Source organism: Micromonospora sp. HM5-17 (genome assembly GCF_003762835.1).
Taxonomy (GTDB): Bacteria; Actinomycetota; Actinomycetes; order Mycobacteriales; family Micromonosporaceae; genus Plantactinospora.
The window spans coordinates 103,236-116,593 of record NZ_RJWA01000006.1 but is presented as its reverse complement, the minus strand read 5'-3'; the positions used below and the strand labels follow the sequence as shown (position 1 = coordinate 116,593).

Below are 13,358 nucleotides of genomic sequence, written 5' to 3'. Positions count from 1 at the left end.
GCGCCCGTCGAACCAGCCGTTACCGGCGGTCGATCATGGTCGTCGAGCGATGTGATCAAGGTTCGGCGGCGAGGGTGTTGCGTGGAACCGAATCAGCGTCATAGCGGTTAGTGTTAGGGCAGAACGTTCGAGCCCCCGGGGAGGTGGGACGTGGCACGCAGCGACGACGCGGACTCGCGCGCCGCACGGTGGGAGAAGGAGGCCCACGATCTCTCCACCCAGGTCGCGTTTCTTCAAGAGGAACTCGCTCTGGTGCGGCGCAAGTTGACCGAAAGCCCTCGACACGTCCGGCAGCTTGAGGAACGGCTGGCGGCAGCACAGGCCCAACTGGCTCGGCTCACCGAGAACAACGAGCGGCTCGTGAACACCCTCAAGGAGGCACGCGCCCAGATCGTCACCCTCAAGGAGGAGATCGACCGGCTGGCGCAGCCGCCCAGCGGTTACGGTGTCTTCCTGGGCCGGCACGACGACGGGACGGTGGACGTCTTCACCGGCGGCCGCAAGCTTCGGGTGGCTGTCTCTCCGTCGCTCGACGCGACCGAACTCCGACGCGGGCAGGAAGTTCTACTCAACGACGCGCTCAACGTCGTGGACGCGCTCGGCTACGAGCGCGTCGGCGAGGTCGTCATGCTCAAGGAGGTGCTCGAGAACCCCTCCGGTGGCCCGGCTGACCGGGCGCTGGTGATCTCACACGCGGACGAGGAACGCATCGTCCACCTCGCGGACACGTTGATCGGTGCACCGCTGCGGGCCGGCGACTCGCTCATGATCGAGCCCCGCTCGGCGTACGCGTACGAGCGGATTCCGAAGAGTGAGGTCGAGGAACTGGTCCTCGAGGAGGTGCCGGACGTCGACTACTCCGACATCGGCGGCCTTCAGCACCAGATCGAGCAGATCCGGGATGCCGTCGAGCTGCCGTTCCTGCACGCCGACCTGTTCCGGGAGCACCACCTCCGCCCGCCCAAGGGCATTCTGCTCTACGGTCCTCCGGGCTGCGGCAAGACGCTGATCGCCAAGGCGGTCGCGAACTCGCTGGCCAAGAAGATCGCCGAACGGCGGGGCGAGGAGAAGCACACCAGCTACTTTCTCAACATCAAGGGCCCGGAGCTGCTCAACAAGTACGTCGGCGAGACCGAGCGGCACATCCGCCTCATCTTCCAGCGGGCGCGGGAGAAGGCCAGCGAGGGGACGCCGGTCATCGTCTTCTTCGACGAGATGGACTCGGTGTTCCGGACCCGGGGCTCCGGGGTCTCCTCCGACGTCGAGAACACCATCGTGCCCCAACTGCTCAGCGAGATCGACGGTGTGGAGGGGCTGGAGAACGTCATCGTCATCGGCGCCTCGAACCGGGAGGACATGATCGACCCGGCGATCCTACGGCCCGGCCGGCTCGACGTGAAAATCAAGATCGAGCGCCCGGACGCCGAGGCGGCGAAGGACATCTTCTCGAAGTACATCCGCCCCGACCTTCCGCTGCACCCCGACGACCTGGCCGAGCACGGCAACGACCCGAAGGCGACCGTCGCGGCCATGATCGAGGCGGTGGTGCTGCGGATGTACTCGGAGACCGAGGAGAATCGATTCCTCGAGGTCACCTACGCCAACGGTGACAAGGAGGTCCTGTACTTCAAGGACTTCAACTCCGGTGCGATGATCCAGAACATCGTCGACCGGGGCAAGAAGATGGCGATCAAGGAGTACCTCTCCTCCGGGCGTAAGGGGTTGCGACTGCAGCACCTGCTCGACGCCTGCGTCGATGAGTTCCGCGAGAACGAGGACCTGCCGAACACCACCAACCCCGACGACTGGGCCCGGATCTCCGGCAAGAAGGGGGAGCGGATCGTCTACATCCGTACCCTCGTCTCCGGCGGGAAGGGCGCGGAGGCCGGCCGCTCCATCGAGACGGCGAGCAACACCGGCCAGTACCTGTAGGGCGAGCGTCGTCGTCGTGGGCGTCGCACCGTGCGGCGCCCACGATGCTGTTCGGCGGCCCTTCCACGGGGACGGCTCGTGGCGGCCGGGCGGGCGTACGGTGGCCGTGTCGACACACCGGGCGAGGATCCGGCGACGGCGCAGACTACCCTCGACGCCATGGGTGAGCGAAGCGAGGCGGCGGCATGAGCGTACGGCGGATCATGGGCACCGAGGTGGAGTACGGCATCTCCGTGCCCGGCCAGGCCGGTGCCAACCCGATGGTGACCTCGTCCCAGGTGGTCAACGCCTACGGCGCGCGTCCCGAGCTGGCCCGGGGCGGGCGAGCCCGGTGGGACTACGAAGAGGAGTCCCCGCTGCGGGACGCCCGCGGCTTCACCTACTCCGGGGCCGCGTACGACCCGGCGGAGGCGCTGGCCGACGAGGACCTGGGGCTGGCCAACGTCATCCTCACCAACGGCGCGCGGCTCTATGTCGACCACGCCCACCCGGAGTACTCGACTCCCGAGGTGACGAACCCGCTGGACCTGGTTCGGTGGGACAAGGCGGGGGAGCGGGTGATGGCCGAGGCGGCCCGCCGGGCGGCCAGCATCCCCGGCGCCCACCCGATCCACCTCTACAAGAACAACACCGACAACAAGGGTGCCAGCTACGGCGCGCACGAGAACTACCTGATGCGCCGGCAGACGCCGTTCGCGGACATCGTGACGTACCTGACGCCGTTCTTCGTGACCCGGCAGATCATCTGCGGCGCGGGTCGGGTCGGCATCGGACAGGACGGCTCCCAGCCGGGGTTCCAGATCTCCCAGCGGGCCGACTTCTTCGAGGTCGAGGTCGGGCTGGAGACGACGCTGAAGCGGCCGATCATCAACACCCGGGACGAGCCGCACGCCGACGCCGACAAGTACCGTCGGCTGCACGTCATCATCGGCGACGCGAACCTGTCGGAGATCTCGACGTACCTCAAGGTCGGCACGACGGCGCTGGTGCTGACGATGATCGAGGAGAAGGCGCTCAGTCCGGACCTGTCCATCGCGGACCCGGTCGGCGAGCTGAAGGCGGTCAGCCACGACCCCTCGCTGACCCACCTGATGCGGCTGCGCGACGGACGCCGGCTGACCGCCCTGGACCTCCAGTGGGCCTACTTCGAACGGGCCCGCTCCTTTGTGGACCAGCGGTACGGCGACGACGTCGACCCGGACACCGCCGACGTGCTGGACCGCTGGGAGAGCGTGCTGGACCGGCTGGGCCGCGACATCATGCTCTGCGCCGGCGAGCTCGACTGGGTGGCGAAGCTGCGGCTGCTGGAGGGCTACCGGGAGCGGGAGAAGCTCGGCTGGGCGTCGCACAAGCTGCAACTGGTCGACCTCCAGTACTCCGACGTACGGCCGGAGAAGGGCCTTTACCACCGGCTGGTGAGCCGGGGTGCGATGGCGACACTCCTGCCGGAGGAGCTGACCCGCTCGGCGATGACCGAGCCGCCCGAGGACACCCGCGCCTACTTCCGCGGCCGGTGCCTGGCGCAGTACGCCTCGGAGGTGGTGGCGGCGAGCTGGGACTCGGTCATCTTCGACGTCGGCCGGGAGTCGCTGGTCCGGGTGCCGATGATGGAGCCCGAGCGGGGGACGCGCAAGCACGTCGGCGCGCTCTTCGACCGCTGCGCGAGCGCGAAGGACCTGTTGGAGACGATCACCGGCGGCTGACGGCGTCGGCCGGCCCTCCGGAGATCGACCCGGCCGGCCGCGACGGGCAGGTTTCGTCGCGCATCCGAGGTAAGTTTCTTCCAGGCGATCGTGGAGGAGGCAGCATGGCTACCCGTGACACCGGCGGCCAGTCCCAGTCGGGCCGGGCCCGCCGGGACGAGGAGATCGACGAGGTCACCGCCCAGGCGAACCCGGAGGTCGCCGAGCGGCACGCCGAGATCACCGAGGACGTCGACGACCTGCTGGACGAGATCGACTCGGTGCTGGAGGAGAACGCGGAGGAGTTCGTCCGAGGCTACGTCCAGAAGGGCGGACAATAGCCGCGGTGCCGGTGCGTCGGGGCCGGCCCGTGACCGACCCCGACCGGCGGTGTCCTCGCACCCGTCGGCCGGGCGTGCTCCCCGGCCCGCTCGGCGCCGCTGGCGTGCCGGGGCGACGCCGTGACGCAGCCACCCGACGGCCCGGCCGGGTCCGCCCGTCGGCCGTGCCGTCGCCCGACCACCCGGTCGCCGGCAACACGGGGACGGAGATCATCGCACCGGGTGGACCAGGACGATAGTCTGCTTCAACCGCAACGGTCGCCCCGGCCGGACCGCGCCGAGGTCGCGTGCCGGGACGACGCGATGACAGACCTGAGAGGAAGCACGTGGCAGCGGCTTTTGATCCCACCGGGCGTCTACCAGACGTGTTCCTCAACGTGGGCACGTCCTCGTTCACCCAGTTCCTCAGCGTGGCGGCGCCCGACCTGCTGCCGGGTCGTCGCCCGCTGCCGCCCGGATCGGCCGCCGACATGGCTCCGCACGCCACCACCATCGTCGCGCTGACCACCGCCGAGGGCGTGGTGATGGCCGGCGACCGGCGCGGCACGATGGGAAACATCATCTCCAGCCGCGACATCCGGAAGGTGCACCCCGCCGACGCGTACTCGCTGGTCGGCTTCGCCGGCACGGCCGGTATCGCCCTGGAGATGGTGCGGCTCTTCCAGGTGGAACTCGAACACTACGAGAAGATCGAGGGGACGATGCTCTCCCTCGACGGTAAGGCGAACCGGCTGGCCGCGATGATCCGCGGCAACCTCGGCGCGGCGATGCAAGGGCTCGCGGTGATTCCGCTCTTCGCCGGGTACGACCTCGCCGCCACCGACCCGGCCCGGGCCGGGAGGATCTTCAGTTTCGACGTGGCCGGTGGGCCTTACGAGGAGACCGGGTTCGACGGCATCGGCTCCGGGGCGCTGTTCGCCAAGGCCGCGCTAAAGAAGCGGTACCGGCCCGGCCTCAGCACCGAGGAGGCGATCCGGGTCGCCGTCGAGGCGCTCTACGATGCCGCCGACGACGACAGCGCCACCGGCGGTCCCGATCTGACCCGGCGGATCTACCCGGTGGTGATGACGGCCACCGCAGAGGGGACCAGACGGCTCACCGACGACGAGGCGGCGTCGGTCGCCGAGGCGGTGGTCGCTGCCCGGATGGAGAACCCGGGCGGCTGACGCCGCCACCGCAGTCCGTTACCCGCCGTCCGCGTAACCGGTAAGGAGAATCGCCGCCGTGGCCATGCAGTTCTACGCCTCCCCCGAGCAGATCATGCGTGATCGCTCCGAGCTGGCCCGCAAGGGCATCGCCCGGGGTCGTAGCGCCGTGACGCTCAGCTACGAGGGTGGAGTGCTCTTCGTGGCGGAGAACATCTCCACCGCCCTGCACAAGGTCAGTGAGATCTACGACCGGATCGCCTTCGCCGCGGTCGGCCGGTACAACGAGTTCGAGAACCTTCGCCGGGCGGGCGTCCGGATGGCCGACGCCACCGGGCTCAGCTTCGACCGGCGCGACGTGACCGGCCGGGCGCTGGCGAACGCGTACGCCCAGACCCTCGGGGCGATCTTCACCGAGCAGTCGAAGCCGTTCGAGGTGGAGATCTGCGTCGCCGAGGTGGGTGCCACCCCGGACGACGACGAGCTGTACCGGATCACCTACGACGGTTCGGTCAACGACGAGCCCGGCCGGATGGCGATGGGTGGCCAGGCGGAGGCGGTCGCCGGGGCGCTCCGGTCGGACCACCGGCCCGACATGTCGCTCGGCGACGCGGTCCGGCTGGCGGTTCGGGCCCTGGGCAGCGTCGGTGGGGAGGGCGGGGCGCCCCGCACCATCGCGGCGACCCAGCTCGAGGTGGCGATCCTGGACCGGCGCCGGGTGGGCCGCACCTTCCGGCGGATCACGGGCGCCGCCCTGGCCGCGCTGCTCGACGGGACCCCGACCCAGGCCGACGGCGGCGACGGGCTGCAGTCGGAGCCGAAGACCCCGGGCCCGGGTCCGGACAAGCCGGCCGAGTCCGCCGCCTCCGCCGACCTGGAGACCTCGGGCGAGCCGCCCGCCCGCACCGACCAGGGCGAGGGGAAGGACGCGTAACGGGCGGCGCCGCGGCGGCCCCCGGGGCCCGTCCCCGCTCGTCCGGCCGGCTCCGGCCAACGGCACGCCGGCGGCGGGCCGTGGACCCGCGCCGGCCGGCCCTGCCGGCGGACGTCCTGGGCTTTCTCGCCTACCAGGCGAGCGCCACGCAGCGGCGCTCAGCGACCCACCGGCCGCGGCGACCGCGGTGCCGGCGAGCCGGCCAGCGCCCGCAGCGGGCCGTCCGGCCCGAGCGCCGCAGCCAGCTGCACCCGCCATTCCGGCAGCGGTGGCAGCCCGGCCCGGCCCCAGCCGGCATGCCCCAGCACGCTGAACCCCGGTCGTCGGGCCGGGCGCGGGAAGCGGTCGCTGGTGGTGGGCCGGACCCGTCCCGGATCCAGCCCGACCAGCCGGAAGACCTCGCGGGCCAGGCCGTACCAGGTGGTCTGCCCGGCGGCGGTGCCGTGGTAGGTCCCGGCCGGGGCGGTTCCGCGTACCGCCGCCTCGCCCAACTCGACCAGGCGCTCGGCGAGCGCGTACGACCAGGTCGGCTGGCCGTGCTGGTCGTCGACCACCTCGACGTACGGGCGCTGCGCCGCCAGCCGCAGCATCGTGGCGACGAAGTTGGGGCCGTGGGCTCCGTACAGCCACGCGGTCCGGACCACGTACCCGGTCTCCGGCAGCAGTCGTCGCACCGCTTGCTCGCCCGCGAGCTTGCTCCGGCCGTACGCGTTGACCGGTGCGGTCGCGGCCTCCTCCGGGTAGGGGGTGGTGGCGTCGCCCGCGAAGACGTAGTCGGTCGAGACGTGCAGCAGCCGGGCGCCGTGCGCGGCGCAGGCCCGGGCCAGGTGGGCCACCCCGTCCCCGTTGACCGCGGTCGCCTCCGCCTCGTGCTCCTCCGCCGCGTCGACGTCGGTCCAGCCGGCCGCGTTCACCACGATGTCGTGCCCGGCGACGCCGGCCCGGACCGCCGCCGGGTCGGTGACGTCGAGGTCGGTCCGGGTGGCGGCGGTGACCTGTTCGGCGGGCCGGCCGGCCAGGACGGCCAGCAGGTCCCGCCCGAGCATCCCGCCCGCGCCGGTGACCAGCCATCGCGGCGGCCCGGTGAGGCCGGCCCGCCCGTTCCCGGTCACGCCTGGAGCTCCGGCCCGAGCCGGGCCTTGAGCGGCTCCCACCAGGCCCGGTTGTCCCGGTACCAGGCGATCGTCTCGGCGAGCCCGCGGTCGAGGTCGATCCGCGGTGCGTACCCGAGCTCCTCGGTGATCTTCGTGATGTCCAGCGAGTACCGGCGGTCGTGGCCCTTGCGGTCGGGAACCGGCCGAACCCGGTCCCAGCCCGCGCCGCAGGCCGCGAGCAGCCGGGCCGTCAGCTCCCGGTTGGTCAACTCGGTGCCGCCGCCGATGTGGTACACCTCGCCCGGCCGGCCCTTGTCCTGGACCAGCGCGACGCCGACGCAGTGGTCGTGGACGTGCAGCCAGTCGCGGACGTTGCCACCGTCGCCGTAGAGCGGCACCGTGCCGCCGTCGAGCAGGTTGGTGACGAAGAGCGGGATGATCTTCTCCGGGAACTGGTACGGCCCATAGTTGTTGGAGCAGCGGGTCAGCACCACGTCCAGCCCGTACGTCCGGTGGTAGGCCAGCGCGAGCAGGTCGGAGCTGGCCTTGGTCGCCGCGTACGGCGAGTTCGGCGCCAGCGGGGCGGACTCGGTCCAGGATCCCGAGTCGATCGACCCGTAGACCTCGTCGGTGGAGACGTGCACGAACCGCCCGGTGCCGTGCCGGAGCGCGGCGTCGAGCAGGGTCTGGGTGCCCAGCACGTTGGTGGTGACGAACGGCGCCGCGCGGGCGATGGAGCGGTCGACGTGCGACTCGGCGGCGAAGTGCACCACGACGTCGTGCCCGGCGACCACCTCGTCGACCACGACCGGGTCGCAGATGTCCCCCACCACGACGGTGAGCCGGGGGTCGTCGCGCACCGGGTCGAGGTTCGCGAGGTTGCCGGAGTAGGTCAGCTTGTCGAGGACGGTGACCGCGTCGGGGGCCAGCTGCGGTCCGGTCCCGGTGAGCAGCATGCGAACGTATTCAGATCCGATGAATCCGGCTCCACCGGTGACGAGGATCCTCATGATCCGGGGAGTCTACGTCGTGGGCGGAAATCCGGGTCGGATTTCGTCGGCGATGCGACGGTAAACCGGTGCTGTCGTTGGTAGCCTGCGCGAATGCGCGGAATCCTGTTGGCCGGAGGCACCGGCTCGCGGCTCTGGCCGATCACGCAGGCTGTTTCGAAGCAACTCATGCCGGTTTTCGACAAACCCATGATCTATTACCCGTTGTCCACCTTGGTCATGGCGGGAGTGCGAGAAATCCTCATCATTACCACGCCGGAGGACCAGCCGCAGTTCCGGCGTCTCCTGGGCGACGGGTCCCAGTGGGGGCTGTGTCTGCAGTACGCGGTGCAGCCGAGCCCGGACGGCATCGCCCAGGCGTTCCTCATCGGCGAGGATTTCCTGGCCGGCGACTCCGTCGCCCTGATCCTCGGTGACAACATCTTCTACGGCGGGGGACTGGGGCGGAGTCTGGCCCAGCAGGAACCACCGGAGGGCGGCCGGATCTTCGCCTATCCCGTGGCGAACTGCGAGGGTTACGGAATCGTCGAGTTCGACGAGGATGGCACGGCGTTGTCGATCGAGGAGAAGCCGGAGAAACCGAAGTCACGCTATGCGGTGCCGGGCCTGTACTTTTACGCCAACGACGTTGTGGAGATCGCGAAAGGGCTCACCCCGAGCGCGCGGGGCGAGTTGGAGATCACCGACGTGAATCAGACGTACCTGCGCCAGGGTCGGCTCCAGGTGACGGCCCTGGACCGTGGCACGGCGTGGCTGGACACCGGCACCTTCACCTCCCTTATGCAGGCCGGCGAGTTCGTCCGGGTGATCGAGGAGCGGCAGGGGCTGAAGGTCGGCTGCATCGAGGAGGTGGTGTGGCGCAGCGGACTGATCAGCGACGAGCAGCTCCGGGACCTGGCGGCGCCACTGGTCAGGAGCGGGTACGGCGAATACCTCTACGGGATCCTCGAGGACCCGGGACGCTGAGCGCGGTGCTGGCGGTCGCGACCGCCCGTACCCGAGGTGGCGCCCGCCCCGGGCCGGCCGGGAACCCGCCGGCGCGGGCCCGTTCCGGCCCGGCACGCCGTCCCGCGCAACGCCCGACCTCCGACAGTGACTAACCGGCCCCTCGGGCGACTAATCTCCAACCATGGAGCGGCGAATCTTCGGTCTCGAAACCGAGTACGGCGTCACCTGCACCTACCGCGGCCAGCGGCGCCTGTCTCCGGACGAGGTCGCCCGGTATCTCTTCCGCCGGGTGGTGTCCTGGGGGCGATCGAGCAACGTCTTCCTGCGCAACGGCGCTCGGCTCTACCTCGATGTCGGTTCGCACCCGGAGTACGCCACCCCGGAGTGCGACTCGGTCACCGACCTGGTCACCCACGACCGAGCGGGTGAGCGGATCCTCGAAGGGCTGCTCGTCGACGCGGAAAAGCGCCTGCACGACGAGGGCATCGCCGGCGAGATCTACCTGTTCAAAAACAACACCGACTCCGCCGGCAACTCGTACGGCTGCCACGAGAACTACCTCGTCTCCCGGCACGGCGAGTTCGGCCGCCTCGCCGACGTCCTGATCCCGTTCCTGGTGACGCGACAGTTGATCTGCGGTGCCGGGAAGGTGCTGCAGACGCCGCGGGGGGCGGTCTACTGCCTCTCCCAGCGCGCCGAGCACATCTGGGAGGGGGTCTCCTCCGCGACCACCCGGAGCCGTCCCATCATCAACACCCGGGACGAGCCCCACGCCGACGCGGAGCGGTACCGCCGGCTGCACGTCATCGTCGGCGACTCCAACATGAACGAGGTCACCACGCTGCTGAAGGTGGGCAGCGCCGACATCGTGCTGCGGATGATCGAGGCCGGGGTCGTGATGCGGGACCTGTCGCTGGAGAACCCGATCCGGGCGATCCGGGAGGTCTCCCACGACATCACCGGCCGTCGCAAGGTTCGCCTCGCCTCCAACAAGGAGATCAGCGCCCTCGAGATCCAGCAGGAGTACCTGGCCAAGGCGACGGAGTTCGTCGAGCGGCGGGGCGGCGACCAGACCGCGAAGCGGGTGGTCGAGCTCTGGGGACGGGTGTTGCGGGCCGTCGAGACCGGCGACCTCGACCCGGTGGCCCGGGAGATCGACTGGGTGACGAAGCTCCAGCTCATCGAGCGGTACCAGCGCAAGAACGACCTGCCGCTGTCGCACCCGAGAATCGCCCAGATGGACCTCGCCTACCACGACCTGCGTCGGGGGCGGGGCCTGTACGGACTGCTGGAGCGGCGCGGCCAGGTGGACCGGGTCGCCACCGACCCGGAGATCTTCGAGGCCAAGGAGACCCCGCCGCAGACCACCCGGGCCCGGTTGCGCGGCGAGTTCATCCGGCACGCCCAGGAGAGGCGCCGGGACTTCACCGTCGACTGGGTGCACCTCAAGCTGAACGACCAGGCCCAGCGCACCGTGCTCTGCAAGGACCCCTTCCGGGCGTACGACGAGCGGGTCGAGCGGCTCATCGCCAGCATGTAGCCGCGTGGGCGCCGAGGCGAGGTGGCGCCCACGCCGGGCGGTTCGGTTGGTTAGGCTGGGCCCGCCATGACAGAGCCAGGTGCGGGCCGGGAGCCCGAGGAGCGTCGTCCCGAGCAGGTACGGCTGAACCGTCTCGAGCGTCGCCGTGCCCGGATCCGGGAGGAGATCGAGCGGAACCGCCGCGGTGAGTACCGGGTACCGACCTGGGTGTTGACGGCGATCCTCGTCCTCCTGGTCGCCGGCTGGCTCGCGCTGATCTTCCTCAGCTGAGCCCGTCGCGGCCCCGTGGCGCCACGCTCCCAGGACGCCCACGTCGCATCCCGGTGCCCGCGACTCCGCGCGTCGTCGCCCAGGGCGCCATGCCGACCCGCCTTGGCGGCGGCAGGTCAGTCGGCGGTGATCCCGCCCGCCGGTGACCCCGCGCGCAGCGCGGCGGCGTGCCGGCCGGCGGCCGCCGCGGCGAGGAAGTAGGCGTGGTCGGCGTCGAGACCACGCCCCATCGTCGAGAGCGGAACCGCGGTCGACCGCAGCGCCGCGTCGAGTCCCGCGACGTCCACCCGGACGACGCGGTGCCGCGCGGCCAGCGGCGCGAGGGCGGCGTCCACCACCGTCGCCAGCTCCGGCGGCAGTCCGTCCGGGACCACGAGGTCCGCGCGGGCCAGAGCCACCCGGCCGTAGGCGGTGAGGCTGTGGTGGGAGACGCCGCGGTGCCGGACCCGCGGGTCGGCGTCAGAGATCCGCAGCGAGCCGATCGGCCGCCCACCCAGGGCCGCCACCGCGTTGACCGCCTCACCGACCGCCACACCGGAGAACCCCCATCGGGTGCCGGTGCCGAGGTTGCCCGGTCCCTGCGTCACCACCGCCACCTCCGCGCCCAGCGCGTGCCGCGCGGCGAGGAGCCCGCTGTACACGTTGGTGGCCTCGAGGTCGCCGCCGAACGCCTGGCCCACCGTCACCGTCCCGACCAGCTCGTCGCGCAGCCCGTCGAGTGTCCGGGAGAACCAGGCCGGAAGCGCGCCGCCGTCGGTCATCACGTAGGCGATCCGGACGTCCGGGGCGTCCGCCCGGATGCCCGCCACGATCGCCGGCAGGGCCGAGTGCAGGTCGGCGGTGACCACCGGCAGCCCCGCCAGGTCGTCGGCGTCGGCGAGCACCTCCCGGTACGGTGACGCCTCCTCGTCCGCGCCGAGCACGATCGGCTGCAACGGCGTGTACCGCGCCTTGACCAGGTGCCCGCCGTCGCGGCTCTCACCCGGGGTGGGCGGGTCGGCCGGCAGCCGGTCCGGCAACGCCACCACCAGCGCGTAGCCCCCGGTCCCGAGCCCCATCACCAGCGCACCGACGTTGAGCAAGACCCGGTCGCCGGGGCGGGGCGTACCGACCAGCGCCGGGTAGGCGAGTGCGCGGACCTCGGTGCCGTCGCTCTGGGTGACGTCGAGTTCGACCGCGCCGTGCCACTGCCGCCGTACCGCCGTGACCGTGCCGGACCGCCATCGCACCATGGCCGGCAGGGTAACCGGAGCGGCTCCCGCGGCGGGCCGTGGGGCGCACCGAGGACGACAAACCGGACCGCGGGGCAGCGGCGACGAGGCGACACGGCCAACCGAGTAGCCCGCGCCCGGCGGAAGTGGCTCGTCCGGCGCGTGGGGCGTCCGCGCCCCGCCGGCGACACTGCTAGCGTCTGTAGCGTGTCGCGGAGCCGTACCGAACGCCTGGTCAACCTGGTGATCTGTCTGCTCTCCACGCGACGGTTCCTGACCGCCGCGCAGATCGCCGCGACCGTACCGGGTTACGAGCATGATCCTGACGACCCGCGGGACCACGAGGCCTTCCAGCGCAAGTTCGAGCGGGACAAGGCCGAACTGCGGGAGCTGGGCGTGCCGCTGGAAACCGGCACCGCCAGCGCCTTCGACACCGAGCCGGGCTACCGGATCGCTCACCGGGAGTACGCGCTGCCGGAGATTCCGCTGGAGCCCGACGAGGCGGCCGCGGTCGGGATCGCCGCCCGGCTCTGGCGGCACGCCGGGCTCGCCGCCGCCGCCTCCTCCGGACTGGCGAAGCTGCGCGCCGGCGGTATCGACGTCGATCCCCGGGCGACCCTCGACGTGGAGCCCGTGGTCACCGTCGACCCCGCCTTCGCACCGCTCACGGCCGCGGCCCGGGAGCGCCGGACGGTCACCTTCGACTACCGCGCGCCGGAGCACGACGCCCCGGCGAGCCGCCGGTTGCAGCCCTGGGGGGTGGTCTGTTGGCGCGGCCGGTGGTACGTGGTCGGCCACGACCTCGACCGCGAGGCGCCCCGGTGCTTCCGGTTGTCCCGGATCGTCGGCGGGGCGGTCCGCCCGGTCGGCCGGCCGGGCGCCTTCGAACCGCCCGCCGACGTCGATCTGATCAGCCACGTTGCCGCCTGGTCCGGCCCGGTGGAGCGGTCCGGTCGGGCCACCGTGCTGGTCCGGCCCGGTCGGGCGGCCGGGCTGCGCCGGTGGGCCCGCGAGGTGACCAGCGGCCCCGACGGCGACCGGCTGGTCCTGGCGTACGCCGACGCCGAGTCCCTCGCCGGTCGGCTCGTCGGCTACGGTCCCGATGTCCGGGTGCTCGACCCGCCGGAGGTCCGGGAGGCCGTGATCCAGCGGCTGAAGGAGATCGTCGCCCGGCACGACGAGGTGGTCGCCGCCCGGCTGTCGGCCTGAGCCCGGCGGCGTCGGCTCCCGCCCCGAGACTGACCAGAGGAG

The 13,358-nt window shown here is 71.5% G+C and carries 12 protein-coding genes; 9 read left to right on the top strand and 3 right to left on the bottom strand.

Features of this window, described 5'->3' with window-relative positions:
- Positions 1-150: 150 nt before the first annotated feature.
- The 5 genes from arc to prcA all read left to right on the top strand — a co-directional run bounded on the left by arc (position 151) and on the right by prcA (position 6,034).
- A complete protein-coding gene (gene arc, locus EF879_RS18260) occupies positions 151-1,932 on the top strand; it encodes a proteasome ATPase (RefSeq protein WP_123560227.1) in 1,782 nt (593 codons plus the stop codon).
- A 185-nt stretch (positions 1,933-2,117) separates the two neighbouring features.
- A complete protein-coding gene (gene dop / locus EF879_RS18255) occupies positions 2,118-3,635 on the top strand; it encodes a depupylase/deamidase Dop (RefSeq protein WP_123560226.1) in 1,518 nt (505 codons plus the stop codon).
- A 104-nt stretch (positions 3,636-3,739) separates the two neighbouring features.
- Positions 3,740-3,955, top strand: a complete 216-nt coding sequence (locus EF879_RS18250; RefSeq protein WP_123560225.1) for a ubiquitin-like protein Pup — start codon at positions 3,740-3,742, stop codon at positions 3,953-3,955.
- A gap of 326 nt (positions 3,956-4,281) precedes the next feature.
- Positions 4,282-5,121, top strand: coding sequence for a proteasome subunit beta (gene prcB, locus EF879_RS18245; protein ID WP_123560224.1), 840 nt, complete (start codon positions 4,282-4,284; stop codon positions 5,119-5,121).
- A gap of 58 nt (positions 5,122-5,179) precedes the next feature.
- A complete protein-coding gene (gene prcA / locus EF879_RS18240; RefSeq protein WP_123560223.1) occupies positions 5,180-6,034 on the top strand; it encodes a proteasome subunit alpha in 855 nt (284 codons plus the stop codon).
- 158 nt (positions 6,035-6,192) lie between these two features.
- On the opposite strand, the gene rfbD is transcribed toward prcA, so the two are convergent.
- Positions 6,193-7,146, bottom strand: a complete 954-nt coding sequence (gene rfbD, locus EF879_RS18235; protein ID WP_255420923.1) for a dTDP-4-dehydrorhamnose reductase — start codon at positions 7,144-7,146, stop codon at positions 6,193-6,195.
- Positions 7,143-8,138, bottom strand: coding sequence for a dTDP-glucose 4,6-dehydratase (gene rfbB, locus EF879_RS18230; protein WP_123560222.1), 996 nt, complete (start codon positions 8,136-8,138; stop codon positions 7,143-7,145). The genes rfbD and rfbB overlap by 4 nt, the downstream gene beginning before the upstream one ends.
- Before the next feature lie 93 nt (positions 8,139-8,231).
- Between rfbB and rfbA the strand changes: the two genes are divergently transcribed.
- The 3 genes from rfbA to EF879_RS18215 all read left to right on the top strand — a co-directional run bounded on the left by rfbA (position 8,232) and on the right by EF879_RS18215 (position 10,896).
- On the top strand, positions 8,232-9,104 hold the full coding sequence (gene rfbA, locus EF879_RS18225) for a glucose-1-phosphate thymidylyltransferase RfbA (protein WP_123560221.1): 873 nt from the start codon (positions 8,232-8,234) through the stop codon (positions 9,102-9,104).
- A gap of 163 nt (positions 9,105-9,267) precedes the next feature.
- Positions 9,268-10,626 carry a Pup--protein ligase gene (gene pafA / locus EF879_RS18220; RefSeq protein ID WP_123560220.1) on the top strand — a complete coding sequence of 453 codons (1,359 nt, stop codon included), beginning with the start codon at positions 9,268-9,270 and terminating at the stop codon, positions 10,624-10,626.
- Positions 10,627-10,692: 66 nt separating this feature from the next.
- On the top strand, positions 10,693-10,896 hold the full coding sequence (locus EF879_RS18215; protein WP_123560218.1) for a hypothetical protein: 204 nt from the start codon (positions 10,693-10,695) through the stop codon (positions 10,894-10,896).
- 116 nt (positions 10,897-11,012) lie between these two features.
- On the opposite strand, the gene EF879_RS18210 is transcribed toward EF879_RS18215, so the two are convergent.
- Positions 11,013-12,128 carry a DUF3866 family protein gene (locus EF879_RS18210; protein WP_123560216.1) on the bottom strand — a complete coding sequence of 372 codons (1,116 nt, stop codon included), beginning with the start codon at positions 12,126-12,128 and terminating at the stop codon, positions 11,013-11,015.
- A 186-nt stretch (positions 12,129-12,314) separates the two neighbouring features.
- Here EF879_RS18210 and EF879_RS18205 point away from each other — a divergent pair, with 186 nt between their 5' ends.
- The gene (locus EF879_RS18205) at positions 12,315-13,316 is read left to right on the top strand and encodes a YafY family protein (RefSeq protein ID WP_123560214.1); all 1,002 of its coding nucleotides are present in this window, start codon (positions 12,315-12,317) and stop codon (positions 13,314-13,316) included.
- The last annotated feature ends 42 nt before the right edge of the window (positions 13,317-13,358 follow it).

Bases quoted from the DNA above. Each gene is read 5' to 3' on its own strand.
- pafA (WP_123560220.1), top strand. From the start codon at position 9,268: ATGGAGCGGCGAATCTTCGGTCTCGAAACCGAGTACGGCGTCACCTGC.
- EF879_RS18215 (WP_123560218.1), top strand. From the start codon at position 10,693: ATGACAGAGCCAGGTGCGGGCCGGGAGCCCGAGGAGCGTCGTCCCGAG.
- EF879_RS18250 (WP_123560225.1), top strand. From the start codon at position 3,740: ATGGCTACCCGTGACACCGGCGGCCAGTCCCAGTCGGGCCGGGCCCGC.
- rfbA (WP_123560221.1), top strand. From the start codon at position 8,232: ATGCGCGGAATCCTGTTGGCCGGAGGCACCGGCTCGCGGCTCTGGCCG.
- rfbB (WP_123560222.1), bottom strand. From the start codon at position 8,138: ATGAGGATCCTCGTCACCGGTGGAGCCGGATTCATCGGATCTGAATAC.
- dop (WP_123560226.1), top strand. From the start codon at position 2,118: ATGAGCGTACGGCGGATCATGGGCACCGAGGTGGAGTACGGCATCTCC.
- EF879_RS18210 (WP_123560216.1), bottom strand. From the start codon at position 12,128: ATGGTGCGATGGCGGTCCGGCACGGTCACGGCGGTACGGCGGCAGTGG.